The 13,882-nt window shown below is 67.0% G+C and carries 13 protein-coding genes and 3 pseudogenes; 10 read left to right on the forward strand and 6 right to left on the reverse strand.

Features of this window, described 5'->3' with window-relative positions; genetic code table 11:
• The first annotated feature begins 181 nt into the window (after window positions 1-181).
• The 6 genes from ACFWXQ_RS06920 (at window position 182) to ACFWXQ_RS06945 (ending at window position 5,236) form a co-directional block, all read left to right on the forward strand.
• The gene (locus tag ACFWXQ_RS06920) at window positions 182-724 is read left to right on the forward strand and encodes a hypothetical protein (protein WP_383945113.1); all 543 of its coding nucleotides are present in this window, start codon (window positions 182-184) and stop codon (window positions 722-724) included.
• 235 nt (window positions 725-959) lie between these two features.
• Complete coding sequence (locus ACFWXQ_RS06925) at window positions 960-1,721, forward strand: hypothetical protein (protein ID WP_383945115.1); 762 nt, start codon at window positions 960-962, stop codon at window positions 1,719-1,721.
• 940 nt (window positions 1,722-2,661) lie between these two features.
• Complete coding sequence (locus ACFWXQ_RS06930) at window positions 2,662-3,114, forward strand: peptidoglycan-binding protein (RefSeq protein WP_383945118.1); 453 nt, start codon at window positions 2,662-2,664, stop codon at window positions 3,112-3,114.
• Between the two features lie 345 nt (window positions 3,115-3,459).
• Window positions 3,460-3,912, forward strand: a complete 453-nt coding sequence (locus ACFWXQ_RS06935; protein ID WP_383945121.1) for a DUF4333 domain-containing protein — start codon at window positions 3,460-3,462, stop codon at window positions 3,910-3,912.
• Between the two features lie 329 nt (window positions 3,913-4,241).
• Entirely contained in the window at window positions 4,242-4,922 is a 681-nt protein-coding gene (locus ACFWXQ_RS06940) for a hypothetical protein (protein WP_383945124.1), read from the forward strand.
• 125 nt (window positions 4,923-5,047) lie between these two features.
• Entirely contained in the window at window positions 5,048-5,236 is a 189-nt protein-coding gene (locus tag ACFWXQ_RS06945) for a hypothetical protein (RefSeq protein ID WP_386267706.1), read from the forward strand.
• Between the two features lie 214 nt (window positions 5,237-5,450).
• Here ACFWXQ_RS06945 and ACFWXQ_RS06950 read toward each other — a convergent pair whose 3' ends face one another.
• On the reverse strand, window positions 5,451-5,666 hold the full coding sequence (locus tag ACFWXQ_RS06950) for a DUF6243 family protein (RefSeq protein ID WP_383955843.1): 216 nt from the start codon (window positions 5,664-5,666) through the stop codon (window positions 5,451-5,453).
• A gap of 666 nt (window positions 5,667-6,332) precedes the next feature.
• Here ACFWXQ_RS06950 and ACFWXQ_RS06955 point away from each other — a divergent pair.
• Window positions 6,333-6,845, forward strand: a complete 513-nt coding sequence (locus ACFWXQ_RS06955; RefSeq protein WP_383955846.1) for a hypothetical protein — start codon at window positions 6,333-6,335, stop codon at window positions 6,843-6,845.
• Window positions 6,846-6,853: 8 nt separating this feature from the next.
• Here the strand turns inward: ACFWXQ_RS06955 and ACFWXQ_RS06960 are convergent.
• The 3 genes and pseudogenes from ACFWXQ_RS06960 to ACFWXQ_RS06970 all read right to left on the reverse strand — a co-directional run.
• Window positions 6,854-7,084: pseudogene (locus ACFWXQ_RS06960) on the reverse strand (transposase); the annotation flags it as partial.
• Between the two features lie 38 nt (window positions 7,085-7,122).
• Window positions 7,123-7,212: pseudogene (locus ACFWXQ_RS06965) on the reverse strand (IS5/IS1182 family transposase); the annotation flags it as partial.
• A 279-nt stretch (window positions 7,213-7,491) separates the two neighbouring features.
• A complete protein-coding gene (locus ACFWXQ_RS06970; protein ID WP_383955849.1) occupies window positions 7,492-7,980 on the reverse strand; it encodes an RICIN domain-containing protein in 489 nt (162 codons plus the stop codon).
• A 537-nt stretch (window positions 7,981-8,517) separates the two neighbouring features.
• Here ACFWXQ_RS06970 and ACFWXQ_RS06975 point away from each other — a divergent pair.
• The 3 genes and pseudogenes from ACFWXQ_RS06975 (at window position 8,518) to ACFWXQ_RS06985 (ending at window position 10,695) form a co-directional block, all read left to right on the forward strand.
• Complete coding sequence (locus ACFWXQ_RS06975; protein WP_386267709.1) at window positions 8,518-9,255, forward strand: phosphotransferase; 738 nt, start codon at window positions 8,518-8,520, stop codon at window positions 9,253-9,255.
• 42 nt (window positions 9,256-9,297) lie between these two features.
• Window positions 9,298-10,026 (forward strand): annotated as a pseudogene (locus ACFWXQ_RS06980) (acyltransferase family protein); the annotation flags it as partial.
• 201 nt (window positions 10,027-10,227) lie between these two features.
• Window positions 10,228-10,695, forward strand: coding sequence for a hypothetical protein (locus ACFWXQ_RS06985; RefSeq protein ID WP_383955855.1), 468 nt, complete (start codon window positions 10,228-10,230; stop codon window positions 10,693-10,695).
• Window positions 10,696-10,775: 80 nt separating this feature from the next.
• Here ACFWXQ_RS06985 and ACFWXQ_RS06990 read toward each other — a convergent pair whose 3' ends face one another.
• Both ACFWXQ_RS06990 and ACFWXQ_RS06995 read right to left on the reverse strand, forming a co-directional pair.
• A complete protein-coding gene (locus tag ACFWXQ_RS06990; RefSeq protein WP_386267711.1) occupies window positions 10,776-12,632 on the reverse strand; it encodes a right-handed parallel beta-helix repeat-containing protein in 1,857 nt (618 codons plus the stop codon).
• A gap of 137 nt (window positions 12,633-12,769) precedes the next feature.
• Window positions 12,770-13,765: a LacI family DNA-binding transcriptional regulator gene (locus ACFWXQ_RS06995; protein WP_383938677.1), complete on the reverse strand. Its 996-nt coding sequence runs from the start codon at window positions 13,763-13,765 to the stop codon at window positions 12,770-12,772.
• Between the last annotated feature and the right edge of the window lie 117 nt (window positions 13,766-13,882).

The following is a 13,882-nucleotide window of genomic DNA, read 5'->3' on the forward strand; positions in this document are numbered from 1 at the left end:
CATCGAGGCGGGTGCGAGTGCACGCCTGGCGCACGGACAGTTCGCTTCCTCCCCTCATGAGAGGTACAACCATGTCCATTCGTCCCGGCCACACGAGACACCCTCAAATACGCCCAGAGCCAAGAGGGAATCGCCGTTGACGGGCCGGCTCGTTGGTGAGCCTGAGGGGAAGACACCATCCGTGCATGACTACGACGACCCCGCCTGGGGGCCGCTGCCCGTCCGTCCGGCCGCACTGCGCTGGCTGGTGCTTCTCCCCCTGACCCTAGTGTTCCTGCCGCTGTGGTGGGTGGTGTGGGTCTTCCTCGCCGTCTGCTTCTACTGCGTGGCGACGGTGGCCGAAATGATCGTCCACATGGTGCCGCGCGCCGAAAACGGTGCGATACGGGTGCTGGACGCCACTCTGGCCCGGGTGCCGTTCGTCCCGCTCTGGTGCGTGACTCCGGTGGCGCTGATGCGGGAGGGCGACACGGCGTACTACCAGGCGCGCGTGGAGCGGCGCATCGAGAAGCAGACCCGGCGAGTGGAGACCTCCCAGTACCGTCGCGAGTACCACCGCGACCTGGAACTCGGAGCACACTACTTCCGGGGCGCCAGCGCGGGTTACGTCCTGCGCGTGGCCTCGGAGCGGGGCTGGAACCTCCATCCGGTACTGCGCTCGCACCCCCGGCGTCGGCTCCGGCTGCGCCACAACGGCCGGCCACGGCCTGACTTCAGGAACTGACGGCCTCGGACGGTCCTGGTCAGGGGCGGCTGCCCGTGCCCAATTTACTGACAGCGGAACGAACCGGCGTACTCCGGGCCACTCGCGCCATTGTCCGCCGGGCGGGGGCAGATGGAGCCTCAATCTGCCTGCTGGCGCCGCGAATTGACGAGGCGGCCGCGTATTTACCGCCGCTTTCAAGGAGACGACACTGAGAAGAAGCGCCCTGCGGTGGCCGGCACTGATCATCGCGTTCGTGCTGGGTCTGCCCTCGTTGACCGGCTGCGCCATCGACAAGGGCACGGCACTCGCCGCGGATTTCGAAGAAAGCTGGGCGGGTACGCCGAACGTGGCGAATATCCGCACCACCAAAAACAACACTCTGCCCTTCAAAGGAACGTCGACCGGCACGCTGACCCTCAAGGACGGCACTTCGGCCGACCGCGTGACCGAACTGGTGGGCGAGATGAGGGAGTACGTCGCCCGTCACGACAAGATCACCGGTCGGATCGCGGCGGATGGCATCACCTTCACCGTTGTCGCGGACGAGGGGCGCACCGGAGAGGTCCTGGCGCTGTGGCGGTCACTGACGGCCGACGACCGGGTGACCAACGCCGACATCAATGACGCGCCCTGGAAAGAAGCAACCGACCGCTGGCGGATCGAGGTCACCGCCGTCGATGCCACCGGCGCGTTGGCGGTGTTCAAGGACATGTACGCCAAGGGCGACCGGCACCGGCCACTCTCTGGGGTGATTGTCCTGACGGTCAAAGGCGGGCTCTTTGTGGAGACCGACTTCAACGACGGTTTCCCCGCCGAGGCGATCGCCGCGTACGAGGCCGTGCTCGCTCAGTACCCGGTCGTCAGCGCGACTCTGCGACGCGATGCCGTGTCTGGATCGGCGGTAAGCATCGTTGTGGCGGAGGGCGTGGATCGGGACCATGCCGGCGAACTCGCCAGGAGGGCGGCGCCGAAACTCGGTGCCGCCGTCAAGGTCACCAGCGACAGCGGCGACTGATCGCGCTGGGGTGCCTGTTCCCTTCAACCGTGGATCGGTTGGCCGCAGATCTTGATCCGTCGGTCACAAGCGGTCGGGCTCGGACGCCAAGTCGGTGACCGAGCCCGACCCTGCCCTCGCCTCGGGCCGTGGAGGCGGCTGTAGTTCAGCGATCCGAGGAAGCGATCAAGCCGGCCAAGTCCGCCTGCCGCCTGCCGCCTGGCCAACTACGATGTGCGCGCCTGTCACGGCTGGTGTCGGCATATCACCCGGGCCCCGGCGCCGGCCGCAGCGTTCCTTGCCGTCCAGAACGCGGCGGCCCCTGCGCGAGCAGGACTCCCTGGCCTCGGAGCACTTGCGTCAGGAAGCGCCACAGCCCGCCGACCACGCAGGGGGACGAGGCCGACCCCACCGGCTCCGCCCCGCCCCTGCCTTTCACCGCTTACGAGATCTGCCGCCTCGTCATCACCCTGCAGCCCCGGCTCCAGCCACCCACCCCGACCGGATTCGGCACGGCCTGCACTGGTCCGGCGGCCGACGCTGCGACAAGGCCCACGCCTGCGCCAGCGCCCGCCATCGAGCCCGCCGCTCCCCCGCATGGCCCCACCGCCCTGGACTACAGCCAAGCCATCCAACCGGTCCACGGCTCAAGGGCTTGTGGGGCAAACGACCGGCACACTCGGCGACCGGGCCGGGCTAGCGTGCTCTTCGTACGGGGCTGACACCGACCTTGGCGGGCGCGCACGACCTCACTTTCGCTTTTCTCGCTCATGCGCCCGGGCAGTCGGTATGGGCAGGGCCATCCCAGATGAGATCCGAGGCAAGCGATTCTGCCGCGCGCGCTGCCCTCACAGGTGACCAGTGATCCTAATCATTTCACGCTGCATCAGCCGCACCGCAGTCCCGTCCTGTAGGAACTCGGGTTATCCGCCCGAATACGTGAATCGGAAGGTGAGCAGAATTGATCAGAATCCGAAGCGGGCGCGCCAAGTCGGCTACGGCCACGGGAGCCCTGCTGGCCGGCCTCATCGGCGGCGTTCTCGCCGGCGCGCCGTCCGCGACCGCGGCCGCGGCTGACTCCCCTTGCAGCTACGGGGGTTACGTGTACAACAAAGTCACAAACCCCACCTCCTACAAGTACCTCCCCTACGTCACCGGCGATTGGTCCAATTGCTGGCTCGACCGGGGGATGAGCAACACGGCAGTCCGCGCCCTGCAGAAGAACCTCAATTCCTGCTACGGATACAAGCTCGAAACGGATGGGGTCTTCGGAGCCCTCACCGAGTCGGCGCTCATCTCCGTTCAGAGGAAGGTGGGTGTCGCGGCGGACGGTGACTACGGCCCCAACACGCGGGATGCGATGGTGTGGGCGAAATACAGCGTGGAAACCGGGGCGCGGATCAGCTGTAACTGACGAACAGTTGATCCATCCCCCGGTCCCCGGCATGGACGCTCGACGAGACCGTTCGGTCCGCGTCCCTAGGCGGCCAGGGGATGGCGTCCTGATCTCCATTTTCCCGCGCGAACCGCCGGGATGTCGGCGACAAGTCGCGGGAACTTCGGCGTAACGGGAGGTGCGTTCGTCGCATCAAGGGCGACCGCACCTCTATCTCCAACTCAAACCACTTATGCGCAGAACCGATTCAGTCGACAGTGCAGTCCTGAATCTTTTTCTCATCACCACAAACCGGGGGACGGAATGCAGCACACGGGGCGTAACAAGAGGATTTCGACCGCAGCGGCGCTGGGCTCACTGACGGTGCTTCTCGCCACTGGATGCTCTTTCAGCATTGGCGACGCGGAGAAAAAGAGTGAGGCGACGGCCAGCGAGAGCGCAGCCGCCGTCGATGAGCAGCCGACCCCTGAGGAGGACTCGACACCTGAGGAGGAGCCGACCGCTGAGAAGCAGCCGACCGCTGAGGAGCAGCCGGTCGGTGACGATCCCACGGAGCCCGAGAACACGGGCGTCAACGAGGGCGGGGCCGTCCACAAGGCCCGAGTCGCGCAGACGATCTCCGACAAGCTCGCCGCGGACACCGGCAAGCGTCCCGAAAGGGTCACCTGCCCTCAGCACCTCCCGGCTCGGGTCGGCGCCACGATCCGCTGCGAGCTCACGGCCGGCAGCGACACCCTCGGTGTCACCGTCACCGCCACGTCGGTCAACGGCAAACAGGTCAACTTCAACTTCAAGGTCGACGACAGCGTCGGGTGAACACAGGGCCCGGGCGGCCAGGTTGGGCATGCCGGGGAGGGGCTGGAGCGGCTGGCCGACCTGGACCAGGTCGTGGTGCCGCGGCAGGGCTTCGCCTCGGTGGTCTTCTTCGCCGGCGAGGCACGGTCTCTTCTTCCCGGTCGAGGTGACCGTGGAGCGCGGGGAAAGTTGAACATGTCGGCGACCTGCCAGACGGCCTTCTCGTGGGCGTCGTACAGCTGCTGGGCCAGTTCGGCTTGGCCGGGAGTCAGCTGGTGCGGGGTTGTCCGACAGATGGTGGGTGGGCGCTGCTGGCGCCACACCTGCCCAAGCACGAAGGAGCATGCCGGGTGAGCAATGTACTGACCATGAGAGCCTCCCGGGAGAGAGTTCACGACGGAGCTCCGGCGCCGGTCAAGGACTGGGTCGACTTCTCCGACGGATCAGGACCGGCCCGCGTGGTCGCGTACGTGGAACGCGAACTGCCACCGGGCGGCATCCCCGCATACCTCGCGGCCCGCAGCAGCGGCGCTCGCTCCTTCGTCCTGTGGGCCGACGAGCACCGCCGGGAGCGGGTGGCCACGCTGGTGACCCTGTCAGCCACCGGCGGCGTCGCGACGTTTCAGGCGCTCGGAGCGCACGGCGAGCTCATCGGCACGCTCGTACGCGAGAAGGCGCTCCGTGGCAGGGGCCTGCGCACCCGTTGGACCGTGACTCAGCCGGGCAGCCCAGAGGCAGTGGGCTTCAAGGGACGGATCTTCTGGTGGTGCATGTGGTGGCTGTCGTTGCCCATGCAGCTACTGATCCTCGTGTTCACAGTTCTCGACAGTGTCCCCGGCAATGAGGGTGGTGTCGCGCGCGGCCCCTGGCGCATCAAGTGGCGCGCGGGTGGGCAGGTCCCGCTGGAGTTCAGATCCCGCGGCAGCAAGCTGCATCTGCACGCGCCGGGCTTGGACTGGCGGCTTGGGGCCACCCTGGTCGTCCTGCTGCGCACCTTCGGCGCCGGCTCGTGGGACGCCAGGAAGAAGTGACCGGTCGGTCGCGCCGCCGGTCGCGTCCCACGCACTGGACTACATCCGCCGGGTGGGGGCGAACGCCCCGGTGCCCGCGCCAGGGCGCCACCAGGACGCTGGATTCCCGACACGACGCGTACGAGGTGCCCACTGCGCTGCGGGACAGTATCGAGACGACGACGACGCCCTGGCGCGGGCACCGGGGACGGACCGCGCTGCGAGTGCTGCGGGCGCACCTGACCTTCGCCGAGACCGCGGGCGGGCTGCTGCACCACGCCGGCGCACGCCAGACCGCGGAAGAGGACCCGCGCTGGGCACGGGGAACGCGCTGAGCTGCTGGTGCAGCTCGTGGTGGTCGCGGTGACGGGGCTTCCGAATCTGCGGCTGCCCCGGATGGTCAGCTGAGAAGCGGGTGGCCGGTCGAGAACTGAGCGGGACGAGCCGCGCCCGGTACAGCAGCAGGGCCCCGGTACGGGGCAGGGCCCGGACCGCGCGTCGCGGTCCGGGCCCTGCCCCGTGCGGTGCCGCCCCTGCGGCGGCGGTGCGTCAGCTCTGTGCGGTGTCGTCGCCCGCCTGCCCGGCGCCCTCAGCTGCGGCTGCCTTCTCACGCATCTTGCGCACCAGCTCCGCCTTCTGGTCAGCGGCACTCTGGCGGTCGAGGTTGCGGTACGGACCGTTGTTCTGCCGTTCGGCGCGGGACAGCTTCTTGCGCTGGCCGCCGCCCATGCCCACGGGATTGTTGATGTTCTTGCTCACGGTCACGGGTCCTCCCGGTAGTGATGTGAAGTGATCTACGGATTCATCGGTGGGGGACGGGCGGCGACGTCGAAGGACGTCAGCAGGGGCCCGTCACGCTCTCACTCGTAAATCGGCGTCTGGAAGAACATGCCCAAGACGTTACCCGCTTCCGTAGGCCCCGCACACCAACCTTTTCGCCACCCCGGCATCAGCCGGACCTGCGGCGAGCACCTGGGGTCAGCCGTTTCCTTCCGGGAATCTCATCACCACCGGCACCCGCCAGTGGTCCCGAGCACACGGACGGCATAAGAGATCATCTCACTGCGCCCCGCCATTACGGGACAACTGTTAGAGGCCAGGTCCGAGCCCCGTGGACCAGGGTAAGCCGGGTTCCGCGATGCACAGGGGGCTGCGACGGAGCCCCTCCGGTGTCGCATGAAGGGTAAGATCCCGCAATTCCGGGGCGGGGATCCATTGGGGGCGGGTTTGAAGCGTGCGCTGCTGGTCGGGATGGGAGTTGTGCTGGTGCTGGTCACCGGGTGCACGGACAGTGGATCACCGCAGGCTTCCCGGACTTCCCCGGCTCTCTCGTCGTCACCTTCACCGTCAACGAAGACTCCCGTGGCAGCGGAGCCGGGTCCGGCCAAACCGCTCGGTGGGGCAGCGGTCGGCAGGCACGACGGAAACCTGGTGGACTCCTTCACCGAGTTCATCGAGGAGTCGAACCTGGACACCCGCGTCGAGCCCGAACTCCCGGAAGTTGCTGTGCTGCAACGCCTTGAGCCCACGGGCACGGGCGACCTGGTATGGATGCCGGATGCCGATACGTACTGTCTGACGACGATCCGGTCCAGCCTGAAGAGCCATGCGTGCCACGGACTCGCGCCGAAGCGTCCGGCGCGTGGCTATGTACAGGTGGGAGACTCCAGGCCGCGCGGCGTGGGGTCGACGTACTCGAAGCAGGACTGGCTGTCGGTCAGTCTTGTGGAGAATACCCAAGGGCCCTTCACGTTTACCGGTGATCGGCCAAAGGGCACCAGCTCGGTGCGCCAGGCCACGCTGCGCTTCGCCTCGGGCCGGACCGTGACATTCCTCGCCTATAGCCACACAGATTCGAGAATTCCGCAGAACACCAAGATTTGTGAGCCCCACCGCAGGGTCTGCTTCGATCCGTACGACTTTGATCTAGGGCGTGTCTCTTAGACCGTTTCCTACATGGTCAGTTTGAGGAGCCGTTTGTAGCAGCAGAGCGCGGCTGCCGGACCGAGAAAGGTCAGGTAGTTGCCCGGTTCCCGCTCGTACCGATGGCTGAGGCGACGGTAGCCGGTCAGCCAGCACATGGTGCGTTCGATGACCCACCGTCGACGGCCGAGGCCTTCGCAGAGCCAACGCCTCAGGTGAGGGATGTCGTGGGCCTTGTCCGCGTGGAGACGTTGGGGCTTGGAATCAGCTGCGTGGGATTCGTGTCCCATGTGGAAATGCGGCGGTGACGCTCGCGCGTCACGATGACCATCGTGACCCACTCGACCAGGGCGTGGGGCAGATCGAGGGCGGCAGAGTACGAAACCAACGCGGCTTCTGTGCCTGTGGGTTGAGACTTCGAACACCTCCCCCAACAGCACGGGAGGCTCGTGTGTTGCGCACACAGCCAGTGTCACCCGATCAGTGACCACTCTGATCGTCGGCCTGTCAGGGCAGCGGTGGCGGCCGACCCTCAGCGTCCACCGCCACACCCTGCGCTACCGCATGCGCTGAGCCGCGAGGGTCCTGGGCCGCTCCCTGGACGCCCCGGACGTTCGAATGGACCTGCGGCCGGCCTCGACGACCATGGTTCCGGCCTGAGGGCGGATCAGCTCCACTGCTGGTCCTGGTTGAGGGTGCAGGTCCACAGAATCGGCTGGACGCCGCTGGCAGTGCTGGAGTTGGGAACTGCGAGGCACCAGTCGCCGTACGGGTGACGCAGGCGACCGATACTGTCGTGGATCCAGAGGAATTCGGAGCTGGAACCGCAGGTGTACTGGAAGGTCACGTTGCCGTCGTTGTGGCCGGCGCCGAGGCACTTGCCGGTTGCCTTGTTGACGAGCCAGACCTCATTGTCCCCCTGGTCCTTGTCACGCAGCTCCCAGCGCTGATCGTCGTTGTCGTTGCACGTCCACTGGACGGCCGCGACGCCGTTGCTGTCGTCGGAGCTGGGAATGGCCAGGCACTTCAAGGTCCCGTCGTTGCGCAACTCCACGTACGTGGCGGCCTGGGCCGGTGACGGCGACAGGAACATGAGGGAAACGAGCGCAAGTGCCACGGCACCGGCTCTTCGCGCCGCCTTCAGGACAAGGGTCATGACTGTCTCCAGGGTCAGGAGGGTCAGGGGTTCGAGACGTCGCCTGCGGAAAGATCTTGACCAGTATGAGAAACGGGCCCATACGGTGTCGTGCGCAACGAGTGCACAGGTTGTTGTCTCTGCGTCTCCTCAAGTCCCGTGTCAGCCACGGGCGGTCGGCATGAACGGCATCCGGCCGGCCCCGACCAGAACGGCGGCCCGCGGACAGCAACGGGCTGTTCGGGTCAGTCAGCCATCCCCTCCCGGCAGGAGTCGGCGCACCGCCAACCCGCCAGCTCCAGCCGCCCGCAGACCGAGGTACCGGTGGACAGGTTCCCCCACGAACTGCTCGCCACCGCCGAAGTGGCAGCCCTGCTCGAATACGGCAGCGCAGCCTCCCACCGTCATCGACGCCGCCGCCAAGCGCGGCGTACTGCCCCCCCCCGCCGACCAAACCGACCAGAATCGGCGTCCTGACCGAGTTGCCGGCCCCGGTCGGCCCGGTCGGCCTCTGCCCCGTCGGCGGTGGGAAAGGCCAGGATGATTCAGAGTGGAGGGATGTCTGAATCGTCATTGCCGGGTGGCTTCGTCAATCACGTCGTGCGGGTCGGTGCCACGGTGCGGCGCCCGGCGTCGACCAGGGCAGAGTTCGTCGCCGAACTGCTGAGGCTCCTTGAGGTCCGTGGCTGGACCGGTGCACCTCGGTACCTGGGCCTCGATGAGGAAGGGCGTGAGGTTCTCACCTACCTTGACGGGCACGTGGCCTGGGAACGGGAGCAGCCATCGGCCGTGCGCTCCGAGGAGAGTCTGTTGCTGGTCACCCGGCTCGTGCGGGAGTTCCATGATCTGACAGCGGGCACCGAACTGGCCGGATCACAGGAGGTCGTCTGTCACAACGATCTCTCGCCGAAGAATACGATCTACCGGTCAGTCCGCGGAGTCTTGCGTCCGGTGGCGTTCATCGACTGGGACTTGGCGGCTCCGGGTGCACGTATTCACGATGTCGCCCATGTGTGCTGGCAGTACATCGGTCTCGGGCCAGGCGTGAGAGACATCGCCGACAGCGCGCGACGGCTGCGGTTGGTCGCCGACACCTATGAGCTGGCCGATCGGGACCACCTCATCTCAGCGATCTTGTGGTGGCAGGACAGGTGCTGGCGCGGCATCGAGGCTGCTGCGCAGGCGGGAGACCAAGCCATGATCGGTCTTCGAGACTCCGGCGCAGTCACTGAGGTCCGGGCTGCCTGGCAGTGGGTCCTGGACCACCGAGATGTCCTGGCTCGCGCACTGCGATGACGCGCTTGGTGGTGGCGGGCATCGTCCCTGCCGACGAGGATCACGGTCCGTCTGCACCAGCGGTCGGCGGCAGTCGCCGTCACCCTGGCCGCCGTGAGCGTGGCGGCAGGCATCACGCTGCCGGATGCCGCTCTGTCCGGCCTCCTCGGCACGGGCTCGCTGATCGGGCTCGCCTCGGGCGCCCTGGTGGTCGCGATCTGCTGTGCGAGCGTCGGGTCGCGCGCGCTTGGCGTGTTCGGCGGTGTGCTGGGCGGGGTGCTGGCGCTCGTCCTGGTCGCGTTCAACGGCACGGTCCCGCTGTGGGAGGGCCTGGTGATCCTCGCCGTGATGTTCCTCGGCACCGCCGTCCACCGGGCCGAGAACGGTCAGGTCACATGGTGGCGGGCGGGCTGCACAGCCGTAGTCGTGGTTGCCTGCGCGGTGGGCAGTGCGTACCGGTACGGCGACGGTGACCAGTTCACCCGGCGCGGCTGGCTCGTGGCATTCCTCCTGGCCGTGGTCACGTTCGGTGCCGGCCTGGCGTGGCGCCGCCGACGCGTACCGTGCCTCCTGGCCGGACTTGGCACGATCAGCTACTCGGTCTACCTGGTGCATCCGGTGCTGCTGGCGGTGATCGACAGCACGATGGGCCGGTGGCGGCAGAACAATCTCGTACTGGAAGTGGCGTTCTACGCGGTGCTGTTGCCGCTGTGCACGCTGACCCACCGTTGCATCGAGGTACCGGCCCAGGCATGGGGACGCAAGCTGGCACACCGCGTGCAGCCGCCGTGATGAACGCCCGTGTCAGCGCTCCGGCTGCGCGAGCACGGCATCGTCCCAAGGGTCACCCGGCGCGGTGATGCCGCCCATAGGTGGGGTTATGATCATTTGGTCCGGGGGGTCGCGTTCGACTATGTCGTGCATGTCTGTATGGCCCTCATCTCTTCGGGGGCCTTTGACCGAGGCGCCCGTCGTCACGGGAGTATTCAGCAAGTGCAGAACTTCAAGCGGTTCCTGGGCTCGGCCGTTGCCCTCATGAGCCTGACCGGTGCTGCGGTCATCACGGGGACTGGAAGTGCCTCCGCCGCCGACCCGAACTTCACGTTCAGCGTCGACAGGCATTCCGACAACAAGTCCTTCAGCGTTCAGGTCTTCAACAATCACGTACGCGCGGGCTTCGCCGACTGGCATGCCAACCCCGGCGACGAGCCCGACACGGACGCCCCCGGGGACGCCCTTCAGGTCCGGGACGTCCTGGGCGACGGCTGGGGCATCGAGGCCATAGCCATGGCGCAGCAGGGCGGTGCCGGATACCGCATGGCAACGTCGCGAGGCCACTCGGCGGTCTACGTGTCCCCCTGGAAGACCGGCAACATCAAGGAAGACACCCCGATCGTCGTCCAGGTCTGCGCCGTGAAGGGCTCGAAGGAGCAGTGCGGCACGGTCTACGGCCTGTCGTAGCAGGGTCGCGTCGCCGAATCTCGCGCAGCCAGGCGACCTTGGGCGGGTCCCGACCGGTCTCAGGTCGGGACCCGCTCCTTTCAGTCCCTGACCACGGACGTGTTCAGGCCCTTGTCGTATCGGTTGTGTGCGATCCGGAGGCCTGAACTGCCGTGGAAGACGAACAGCGGGGAGGCGTACGGCGGGTGAGCCGGTCCGTCCAGCCGCCGCACGGTGTTGCCGGTGAACGCGAACCCGCCGACGCTCTTCGCGTTGACGATGGTGATGTCACCGATGTCGAACGAGTTGTGCTCGACCGAGATGTTGTGATGCACCGGGGTCGCGGGATCGATGACCTGGTTGGTCGGCTCCACGAAGATGACCGGGCCGCTGGGCCGCGTGAACGTGTTCCCGCGGATCGTGAGGTCGTCGACCGGCCCGGACTCGTACCACTGGTAGGCGTCGGCGGAGACGTAGATGCTGGCCATGGACATCCCGTCGAACCGGTTGCCGGTGATCAGGACGGGTTTGCGGGTGGTGACGAGGATGCCGCGGGTCGGCACGTTGCGGAAGACGTTGCCGGAGATGACGACCGACGGGGTGGCCGTGATGTTCTCGACGACCGTGCCGCCGATCTCGACCCCGGCGGGAACCGGCCGGTCGAAGGTGACGGTCATCGTGGTCAGCGGCTTGTCGTGGTCCATCCCGCTCGGTCCGTCGACCGCGGTGACCTTCGCGTGCGGGTTCGCCAGCGCTGTCATCGTGCGCTTGGTGGCGAACTCGACCTTGTCACCCGGGGCGAACTGCGGGAATCCGGCGGTCTGCGGGTGCTTGTAGGCGAGGGTGAGGGTGGACGGTCCGGGTTTCCCCACGACCTCTAGGTAGGTGCCGTGGATGTTGATCGGGTCGTCGTGCGGGCCGTCGAAGACGCTCCGGGTGATCGAGACCTTCCCCTTGACGCCGGACATCTGCACGAAGTCCGCGAAGGATGATGTCGACCGGCCGGACCTCGGCGCGGGTGCGAAGTTCACCTTGTCGATGGAGATGTTCTCGCTGAACTGCCCCACCACGCCGAAGGATTGGAGGTAATAGGCGTTCATCGAGCGCATCGTGACGTTCTTGGACTGCCAGATGAAGGCGCCCGGCTCCGTTCGCTCGATGAGGCGCATCTGGTAGACGAGCCCGGCGTCCGCCGGCCGTGCCTCGGTGGTGTAGTCGATCCGGATCCGGCGTCCACCGAGGTCGGTGACCGCGGCGACGTCGTTGAACAACGGGTTGTCCGCTCGCCAGGTCCGTTGCGCCTTGGGGTCGTGGATCTGTGTGTACTGGAGTCCGTCGACACCTGACCAGTACGGCTGTCCGGTGGCCGGGCTCTTCTCGCCGAGCCAGGTGATGTGCGTGCCGTTCACCTTGTACGGGCTGCCGACCGGGATCGACAGGACGCGGTAGGCGTGCCCGTCGGTGACGCCGGTGGTGGCGACGGTCGCGTCGATGACCTGGGGGGCCGCGTAGTCGAAGGAGAAGTTCGTGAAGGTCACGTTGGTCGAGCGGATCGACGCGAACGCCGTCTGAAGGCCGTGGTAGACGAGCTTGGCCCCGCCCCCGTCGATGGTGACGTCGTGCATGTCCTCGACGAGCAGGCCGATCTTCTTGTCCCGGTAACGCTGGTCGGCGCCAACGGTGTTGGAGACGTACAGCTCACGTGCCTCGGCGCGCTCGGGGTAGATCTGGTAGGTGCCCTTCGAGAACACGATCCTGACCGGCCGATGGCGGTCGACGTTCTTGGCGTGCCGAAGCGCCGCGACGACGGCGGGCGTCGAGTCCGTCCGGCCGGTGGGGTCGGCTCCGTAGGCGTCCACGTCAACCACCACGGGCCTCGTCTTCGGCGCTGCGGCGACAGGACTCCCGCCACCTACGAGCAGCGCGAGCGCCACCCCGAGAAACACGAACCGAGACATAGCCCCTCCGGAGCATCCATGAGCCACGAAACACCCGATGAATAAGCAGAGTTGCCGCCAACGATCTGGCCGGATCCTCGATTGGAGTGTCCATAGACCCGACCTATAGGTCAATGGTCTGGACGAACAAGGGGAACTCACGCCTTCGGCACCGCCGTGCTCGCGCGGATCACCAGTTCGGGGTCGAAGAGGAGTTCACCGACGGGGACATCGCGGTTGCCGACCAGGGCAAGGATGCTCCGTCCCACCTCCGAGGCCAGACGGTCGGCAGGCTGACGGACCGTGGTGAGCGGAGGGTCGACGAAGTCCATGATCATGGAGCCGTCGTAGCCGACGACCGAGACATCGCCCGGTACGTCGTACCCCTGGCGGCGCGCACCACGGATCGCACCCAGGGCCATGTAGTCGCTGGCGGCGACGATCGCCGTGGCACCGCGGCCGAGGAGCGAGATCGCGGCGGACTGGCCACCCTCGACGGTGTAGGACTGCCGGACCACCCACTGCTCCGGGTCTTCGACACCGCGCTTGGCGAGCGACGCGATGAAGCCGTTCACGCGGCGGTCGGCCGGGCGGTTGCCGACGGGACCCGATGCCATGCCGATGCGGCGGTGGCCGAGCCGGTGGAGGTGGTCGACGGCGAGTTCGGCGGCCAGCAGATCGTCGGTGGAGAAGACCGGCGCCTCGCTCACGCCCTCGAACTGGCCGTTGATCCCGACGAACGGGATTCTGCGAGAGCGAAGGAGTTCGTACGCCTGCGGGTCCGCGCCCTCCAGCGTGTTGCTGGCCGAGAGGAACACGACCGCCGCTACACCCCGGTCGGCGAGGGAGGTCACGAAGTCCAACTCCTGTACACCACCGGGGAAGCACGGGCACAGGACCGTCTTCAGGCCGTGCGGGGCAAGGATGGACTCGATCCGTTCGGCGACATCGGCGAAGAACGGGTTGGAGACCAACTCGGTGACGACCGCGACGAGTTGCCCCCGCATCTGCCGCTCGTACCCCAGGTCGGCCATCGCCTGCTCGACCGCCTCGCGGGTCTTGCGCGACACTCCCTGGCGCCGGTTGATGACCCGGCTGACCGTGGCCTCGCTCACCTGCGCCCGGTCCGCGACCTCGGTGATGCCAACCTTCATACGGTTCCCTCCGCAACCCCTGGTGTCCCCCGGCCGACAGGACACCCACGAAGCCCACCGGAGGAACTTGCAAGATATCGACGAAAACTTTCAGCCTAATATTCCGCTCAACGTAGC

Origin of the sequence: Streptomyces sp. NPDC058697 (assembly GCF_042715345.1) — a bacterium.
GTDB classification, from domain to species: Bacteria; Actinomycetota; Actinomycetes; order Streptomycetales; family Streptomycetaceae; genus Streptomyces; species Streptomyces liliifuscus.